At 59.0% G+C, this 273-nt stretch carries 1 protein-coding gene; it reads left to right on the forward strand.

The window, feature by feature from the left end; all coding sequences use genetic code 11:
• The coding region (locus tag AAEY83_RS14975; RefSeq protein ID WP_351060138.1) for a site-2 protease family protein at positions 1–273 on the forward strand (273 nt) is incomplete at both ends.

Below are 273 nucleotides of genomic sequence, written 5' to 3' on the forward strand. Positions count from 1 at the left end.
TCGACGTCCCTGTGACCCTGGCGGCACGCGGTGAAAGCAAAGCGCCAAGCGGTTATCTGGGCGCTGGCGTCAAAGCCATCGACTGGCCACCGGAAATGATCCGCGAAGTCAGCTATGGCCCGCTGGCCGCGATTGGCGAGGGTGCCCGTCGCACTTGGACCATGAGCATTCTGACGCTGGATTCACTGAAGAAAATGCTGTTCGGCGAGCTCTCGGTAAAAAACTTGAGTGGACCGATAACCATTGCTAAAGTGGCGGGCGCTTCTGCCCAGT

This window comes from Psychrobacter sp. TB20-MNA-CIBAN-0197 (genome assembly GCF_040309765.1).
Taxonomy (GTDB): Bacteria; Pseudomonadota; Gammaproteobacteria; order Pseudomonadales; family Moraxellaceae; genus Psychrobacter; species Psychrobacter submarinus.